Genomic DNA, 6,791 nt, shown 5'->3' with positions numbered 1-6,791 from the left:
CGAAGCCGTCCACAAGGCGGTGGGGCTGAGAGGATAACGCTACCACATACCATTCGGGAGGAAAGGCGCGGATCGTCTACCCGGTAGACGATTTTGTGAAGCCGAGAGGGTCGTCTACTCGGTGGACGGCTCCCACCGCGTCGTTTTCCCGGAAAGCGGCAGCGTCTTCCCGGAAAACGCCCACAATACCCCTTCTTTATCTTGCGTTCCGCTTTTCTTTCGGTAGACGCTTTTTTGGCGTTTTCGTCTACCCGGTAGACGATTTCAGACGGCGGAGACCGGCCCAGCGTCTACCGGGTAGACGCCCGAACACAGGCCCGATTCGGCGAGAATATGCGAGACCGTCTACCGGGTAGACGACTCAGAGAGCAGTAAGTGGTTCAAACGTGGCGACAAGGCAGTTAGATATTGCGCATCCGTGATAAAAATATCGACATCGCGGCTGAACCGGTGATGATACTGGAACATCAGCACCGTGCCGCCGCCAATGGTCCATTCGAGCCTTGGCAGATGAGGAGGTAGGGAATCTATGGCCACCATGGCCCTGTCGAAAAGCGGTTCCCAGGATTGCAGCCGGCTGGAATCCATCAGGCAGCCCAGGCGTCCAGCGGAAACCGGTAGTCCGGTGGAAAGCCGGGCCGGACGTACTGGTCCAGAGCGGCTAGCGCCTGCTCAATGGGGATATGGCGGCTACGCAAAAAGCCGAGCTGCGCACCGAGGTCACACTCATAAAAAAATGCCGGCAACCCCATGGTGTCCGCCTCGGCGGTGCCGCGCAGCCAAGCCTCCAGATCATCGCCCGTCACCATGACCTGACGCGGGGCGTTGATTGTGGTCAATACCATCCAGTCTTTATTCATATCCAACAGTTTAATCCGTATCGGTCCAGCCGCAAGGGAGCAATTATGATTCCACGCAAAGCGCATTTTTAGGTTTTGCTGAATCTGCATCCGAGGCGGGCGGCGGTGTGTCTAACGACCGATCCATCGTCTACCGGGTAGACGGCTCAGAGAGCAGTAAGAGAAAACCCATCTCGAATGCCAGCGACCACGGGCAACCTCTCCAGAACGAAGCCATGCGTCAAATTCCGCTGGCCTTTCGAATAACCCATTCGCGCCCCTTGGAGAGCATTTCCCGCTCCAAAGATTTTGCCATGTTAATCCTTGCCAGTGTTACCACTTGGTTCCGAGCTTCTTGGGTTCCTGCTTGTCCGGCCACCAGCAGGACTGGCAGCCCTCGCACTTGAAAAAGGCATCGCCCTTCTTCGTCTTCAGGGTGATGGTCAGCTTCTTGCAGTCCGGGCAGGCTGGGCCAGCCTTTTGTCCGCCGCCCCGCGTTTTTCCGGTAGACGACTTGCCACGACCAGCGCCGGAAGATGGCCGTGCCTGGCCGACAGCAACTGTCGTCGCCTTGGCCGCCTCGATCATGCGGACAACAAATTTACGCTGCGCTTCCTCAAACTGCTGTAGCGTCACGCGGCCTTCGGAAACGGATGACAAAGCATCCTCCCAGCGGGCTGTCAGGACGGGATCGGTCAGGTCTTTGGGTAGCGCGTGAACCAGCGCCCGCCCGGCCTGTGTGGAGATGAGCTGCTTGCCTTTTCTCTCCAGGAATCCACGGGTTAGCAGTGTTTCGATGATGCTGGCCCTAGTGGCCTCCGTGCCCAGGCCAGAGGTTTCCTTGAGCTTGGCCTTGGCGGCCTCGTCCTCAACCACCTTGTGGATGTTGCTCATAGCTTCAATGATGAGTGTGGTCAGCCAAATTGATGGTTCTCTGGTCAACATATATGAGGGGCAGACGGCGGCATAAAAAAAGCCACGCAGCCCGATTTTGTGAGCGGGCGGCATGACTCTGGGTTGGTTAGCTTCTCAGAACGGCGGGTCGTCGGCAGGTGGCGGATTGGCAGTTTTCATATTGGCCTGTGATCGTTCTTCGTAATACCGGTGGATCTCCCCGTAGTACTGGCTCTCGAAGCATTCGGTGAAGCGCTGCAGAAACTCCAGGACCGTGACGGCGGCCTCGTCGGAGAGCGGCGGTAAGAGCGGCTGGTCGTTGCAAGGATAAGAGATCATAGCCGCCTCCTCAGCGTGCCGTCTTGCGCCGGGCGGGTTGCTGGGGTGGACCATAGAGTTCGAGGAACAGCTTCTCGTCCAGTTGATCCAGTTGGCGTTGGGTGGCGGCCGCAAGGAGTTCGGCCGCCATTTGGGTGAGCACCCGGTAATTGCCCATGGCATGATCACAGAGGGTCTGGCAGAGGCCTGCCGTCATCAGTCCGGCGTTACCGGCTTCGGCCATCAGGCGTTCCAGGCAGCCGAGCAATTCATCGCGGCTGGCAGATTCGGTGTGCAGACGGACCCGGATGCGACTACCCAGCGGGACCAGTTCTTCCCGGCGCAGTTTTTCGGTGAGCCGGGCATCCCCGGCGAGGATGACACTGAGCAGGCTCTGGGAATCGAAGCGGGCACTGGACAGCAGACGCAGTTCGCAGAGCACGGGGGCATTCATTTCCTGGGCTTCGTCGATGAGCAGCACCGGGCGGCGGCGGGTGGCATCCAGATGGGTGAGCCAGCGCTCGCGCAGTGCCTTGAAGCCGCCCCAGCGGTTACTCGGTTTGAGGGAGACGGCGAAGATATCTCCCAGTTCCCGGTAAAAGTCAGCGAGATTGCTCTGTGGGTGATGGATGGCTCCGACGGTCAGGTCCGGCAACTGCGACAGGCGCTCCGCCAGCAAGCGCAGGATGACGCTCTTGCCGGTGCCGGGATCGCCCTGGATCAGGGCGAAGCCCCCCTCCCGGACCAGAGCATGTTCTATCCGCCAGCAGAAGTCCTCGACTTTGGGCGGGACACTGACCGCTGCAATGGGCAGATCGGCAGAGAAGGGATTCCACTTGAGCCCGTAGAGGGCCAGCAAGTTTTGACTCATGATTTACTCCTTGGGCAGATAGCGGGCGGGAACGCCGGTGGCGGCATATTCGGCGAGTAGTTGGCGCATCAGCGGGGCCATGCCGGAGGCAGGCAAGGGGCTGAGGTCCGGTGCTGGCGTCAGGGTTCGGCGCGCACCGTCGGCATGGGCGGTTTTATCCAGCGGGCGGATCGGGCAGAGAACGGTACCAGTACGCGGTTCCACCAGATCGATCTGGATCAGATCCCAGCGGGCATAGCGCAGGGTGACCTCTGGCAGCGTGCGGTAGCGGGCAGGAATCTCGAAGCGCTTACCGTCCAGACTCACCGTGCCGTCCGAGCGCCGTTGCCGCCGCTGTACTTCGATGCGGAAGGCACGAGACAACTCGGTGACGGAGGGGCATTCTCGGGCGACATTGGGACCTTCCAGATAACGGGCCAGAGGGGTGGTGCCGATCTCGCTGTGCCGGCTGCGATGATATTCCCGCTCTACCCAGGCCTGCGTCGCCCGGTTCAGTGTCCCCAGAGTAAGCCCTTCCTCTCCCTCCAGCATGGGCAGCAGGCGGCCTTCGATCTGGCCCCAGAAGCACTCTTGCTTCCCATTTTGGTGTGGGCTATAAGGCAGTGTCGTCTGATGCAGCACCCCCAGCATGGCCAGCCCGTTGGTCGTTTCCTCGGCCACCATGGCGGCGCCATTGTCGGTCATCAGCGCCCGTGGCCGGCCGCGCTTCATGAAGGCCTGGCAGAGGCCGTGGATGAGGCTCTCGGCGGTTTCGTCCAGATACCATTGCAGGTGGCAGAGCAGCCGCGAGTGATCGTCGATGATCCCCAGCAGCATGGGCGTCTCCCAGGTGCCGGCGTGGGTCAGTACCTTGCGGGAGCCGTGATGGAAATCCAGATGCCAGAGGGCGGCGGTGTGCTCTACCTCATAGCTGCGCACTTCCAGCCGTTCCAGGCGATCACGGGCGGCGATCGCGCCGGCGGTGGCGCGTTTCGGCCGCGACTGCCGGAACAGGCCATGTGCCTTGAGATAGCGGCGGATCGTCGGGTAGGATGGAAGCGTCACATCCTGCCCCTGCAGAGCAGCCTTCAGATTGTCGTAGTGCAACTGGGCCGTCCAGCCCGGATGCTCCCGATATTGGATGGTCAGCGTCTCGATCACCCGCGGCGTCAGACTCGGGAACTGGCCGATATTACTGCGTAACCGGTTGCGCAGGATGATCACCGGATTCTCGGCGGCACGCACCGTGTAATACCAACGCTCCAGGGTGGAGAATCCAAATTGGACCGGTTCACCGGTGAGCGGATGACGCCAAGTCCGGGCAGCCAGCGCCTCCAGGGCCGGAGCCAGTTCCCCTGGGGCGGGTGGCGCCGCCAGCAAAGGGCCGATAATCGCAAAGCGCAACAGTGCCCAGCGATCCCGTTGGGGGGAGTCGATACGGGTTTTCATAATCAGGTCTCCAGAGGTGGTGCTGCCCAGGGCAACACGGGAGACCCAGCTTACAAACCCTCAGTCAGGGTGACACTTGCCAAGTTCTGCGGGAAATCTGCAACCCTCATTCCGCTTGATTTTTACCCCTGGTTTACCTCTGGCGGATCGTCAGCGGCGTGAGCAGCGCCAAGCCGTCCAACACGGCGGCAACAGGTGGACCCGCAAACCGGGCCAGCAGGCTAAGTGGCAAATCTTCCCGGTGGACCGGCGGCAGATAGCAGGCGACTTCTGCCTTCCAGAGGGCCGTCATGGGGAAGTCCTGCATCCACCAGTCTCGCCAGCGTCGCAGGGTGCGTCCGGGAACGTCGAGCAAAGCGCAAACCGCCTGGGCGCCCGGTGTTCTGGCAGTCAGCCGTCCGGCCATCAGCAGGATCACCAGGGCCAGATAGACCCGGCGCCCGAAAAACCGCACGGAGGGTGATGTTCTGCGCTTGCGGCAGTGGCTACAGCAGAAGCTGAAGCGCGAGGCGTACTGCATCCTGAAATCCCGTAAACAGCCTCTGGGCTTGCGCGGGTAGTCTGCCCGATGCCACTTCCCACCACAGGCACATCGGGTGGTCCTGGCTTCTTCGGCAAGGGCTTCATCAACGCGGTACAACAACTGAAATATTTTGGGATCATGCAGAAGGTTATGGCACACTGACGGGGTCCTTTTCTTGGTCGGAAAGTGACACTCCCCCAACAGGCGCGTTTGTTCAAGCTCTTCGAGGGGGTCTACCCCCAGCCCCTCACGCTACGTGAGCGTCAGCGCGTCTAAAGCCATCAACATCTCTGACCGTACTCACAATGAGCAATCCATCCGTAAATCGTGCCGGCGGCTTGGTCTGCCTTGCCTGCACGTCCGCATCCTGAACCGTCAGGCTCTGTCCCTTTTTGAGCGGCGGGATCGACTGGGCGGGGGTGTCATCATTATCGTCATCGGTCATCCCATACACGGCTTTCCAGCCTGCGGAGACTGGGACGTTGGCTGTCGCCTTCCAGTCCTCGCCGGTGCAAGTCAGTAGAGCCTTGATCGCCCGGTACACATAGGGCGGATAGAACTGCGCGAGATAGGAGCGGACGATGATCTCGTAGACCTTGGCCACTGCCGGGCTCATAGATCCCTGCATGGAGCCGGTCGGAATGATGGCATGGTGCGCCGTCACTTTGCCCGTATTCCAGATGGCCGACTTCCGGTTGGAATCGGCGGCTTTCACCAGATCCGCAAATCCAGATTTTGCCAAGCCAGACAGTATCTGCCCGGCATCCCCATGCTGTTCTTCCGGTAGATAGCGGCAATCGGTCCGGGGATAGGTCGCCGCCTTGTGTTCCTCGTACAGCGACTGGGCCGCATCAAGGACATTTTGTGCCGACATGCCGAGCTTGGCTGAGCAGACCTTTTGCAACTCCGCAAGGGAGAAGCCTAATGGGGCCTGCTGCTGCTTTTCGGCGCTGGTGAAATCCTTCACCGTGGCCTTGCCGTCTGCCTTGGCCCGGGATGCCAGCCGGTCAGCGGCTTTCCGGTCGGTGAGATACCCTTCGGCATCGACACCCTCGAAATCCTCCCTCAACTCCCAGACGGTCCAGAATCCGGTGTTTATCCGGGGAACGTAGTAATCCTTGGGTTTGAAGTGCTCAATCTTCTCATCACGGGCCACGACCAGAGCCAAGGTCGGCGTCTGCACACGGCCCACGGAGACGACCCCGGCGCCGCTGTTGCGCAGCGTGAATGCGCGGGTGAGATTCATGCCCATGAGCCAGTCCGCACGGGCGCGAGCCTCGGCAGAATTGCTGAGATTCTGATAGTCCCGGTTGTCCTTCAGACTGGCCAGCGCCTTGCGCACGGACTGCTCATCGAGGGCGGCCAGCCAAATGCGTTGCGTAGGCCCTTTCCAGCGGAGCTCTTCCAGTACCTCATCCACCAGCAGCTGGCCCTCTCGATCGGGGTCTCCTGCGTTGACGACAGACGAGGCTTTCTTGAGCAGGTCCCGGATCACCTTGATCTGGGCCTTGGCGTCATCTTTTGCCCGCTTCTTCCATTGCTCAGGGAAAATGGGTAGTTCCTCAAAGCGCCATTTTTTCTTGCCCTTCGGCGTGGTGGGAACATCATTAGGCGTGTAGAAGTCCGGCTCTTCCTGCTCGAATATATGGCCGAAACACCAGGTCACGGCGGTATCCACTCCGCACTGGATGAAGCCGTTCCCTTTGCTTTTCGATCCGGGCAAATACTCGGCGATCCCTTTGCCCAGGCTGGGCTTCTCGGCAATGTATACTTTCATCAGACACCCTCGATCGTCTACCGGGTAGACGCTCTGCGTCACCCCAACGTGAGGGTATAGATCGGCCTCTGGTCAAGCACTCTCGCCAGGCCGTGAGGACAATAGTAAACTTTTTTCAGATGGCTTCGGAGGTGCGGCACA

Annotated in this window: 8 protein-coding genes; all 8 read right to left on the bottom strand. The window is 60.3% G+C overall.

All coding sequences use genetic code 11. The features are described from left to right. Positions 1-345 precede the first annotated feature (345 nt). Positions 346-540 carry a nucleotidyl transferase AbiEii/AbiGii toxin family protein gene (locus ACYCUK_RS22480; protein ID WP_461596838.1) on the bottom strand — a complete coding sequence of 65 codons (195 nt, stop codon included), beginning with the start codon at positions 538-540 and terminating at the stop codon, positions 346-348. 47 nt (positions 541-587) lie between these two features. Further along, positions 588-950: a hypothetical protein gene (locus ACYCUK_RS22475; protein WP_461596837.1), complete on the bottom strand. Its 363-nt coding sequence runs from the start codon at positions 948-950 to the stop codon at positions 588-590. Positions 951-1,172: 222 nt separating this feature from the next. Then, entirely contained in the window at positions 1,173-1,784 is a 612-nt protein-coding gene (locus ACYCUK_RS22470) for a DNA topoisomerase (RefSeq protein WP_461596839.1), read from the bottom strand. Between the two features lie 84 nt (positions 1,785-1,868). Then, positions 1,869-2,072 (bottom strand): hypothetical protein, encoded by a 204-nt coding sequence (locus tag ACYCUK_RS22465; RefSeq protein WP_461596836.1) that lies wholly within the window; start codon positions 2,070-2,072, stop codon positions 1,869-1,871. Between the two features lie 10 nt (positions 2,073-2,082). After that, complete coding sequence (locus ACYCUK_RS22460) at positions 2,083-2,922, bottom strand: ExeA family protein (RefSeq protein WP_461596835.1); 840 nt, start codon at positions 2,920-2,922, stop codon at positions 2,083-2,085. A gap of 3 nt (positions 2,923-2,925) precedes the next feature. Beyond that, positions 2,926-4,350: a DDE-type integrase/transposase/recombinase gene (locus tag ACYCUK_RS22455; protein WP_461596834.1), complete on the bottom strand. Its 1,425-nt coding sequence runs from the start codon at positions 4,348-4,350 to the stop codon at positions 2,926-2,928. A gap of 133 nt (positions 4,351-4,483) precedes the next feature. Then, positions 4,484-4,870, bottom strand: coding sequence for a hypothetical protein (locus tag ACYCUK_RS22450; RefSeq protein WP_461596833.1), 387 nt, complete (start codon positions 4,868-4,870; stop codon positions 4,484-4,486). Positions 4,871-5,120: 250 nt separating this feature from the next. Then, positions 5,121-6,650: a DNA topoisomerase gene (locus tag ACYCUK_RS22445; RefSeq protein ID WP_461596832.1), complete on the bottom strand. Its 1,530-nt coding sequence runs from the start codon at positions 6,648-6,650 to the stop codon at positions 5,121-5,123. Between the last annotated feature and the right edge of the window lie 141 nt (positions 6,651-6,791).

This window comes from Thiomonas sp., assembly GCF_054608695.1.
This window is presented reverse-complemented; position numbering and strand designations above follow the sequence as displayed.

Bases quoted from the DNA above. Each gene is read 5' to 3' on its own strand.
- ACYCUK_RS22455 (WP_461596834.1), bottom strand. From the start codon at position 4,350: ATGAAAACCCGTATCGACTCCCCCCAACGGGATCGCTGGGCACTGTTG.
- ACYCUK_RS22465 (WP_461596836.1), bottom strand. From the start codon at position 2,072: ATGATCTCTTATCCTTGCAACGACCAGCCGCTCTTACCGCCGCTCTCC.
- ACYCUK_RS22445 (WP_461596832.1), bottom strand. From the start codon at position 6,650: ATGAAAGTATACATTGCCGAGAAGCCCAGCCTGGGCAAAGGGATCGCC.
- ACYCUK_RS22450 (WP_461596833.1), bottom strand. From the start codon at position 4,870: ATGCAGTACGCCTCGCGCTTCAGCTTCTGCTGTAGCCACTGCCGCAAG.
- ACYCUK_RS22480 (WP_461596838.1), bottom strand. From the start codon at position 540: ATGGTGGCCATAGATTCCCTACCTCCTCATCTGCCAAGGCTCGAATGG.
- ACYCUK_RS22470 (WP_461596839.1), bottom strand. From the start codon at position 1,784: ATGTTGACCAGAGAACCATCAATTTGGCTGACCACACTCATCATTGAA.
- ACYCUK_RS22460 (WP_461596835.1), bottom strand. From the start codon at position 2,922: ATGAGTCAAAACTTGCTGGCCCTCTACGGGCTCAAGTGGAATCCCTTC.
- ACYCUK_RS22475 (WP_461596837.1), bottom strand. From the start codon at position 950: ATGCAGATTCAGCAAAACCTAAAAATGCGCTTTGCGTGGAATCATAAT.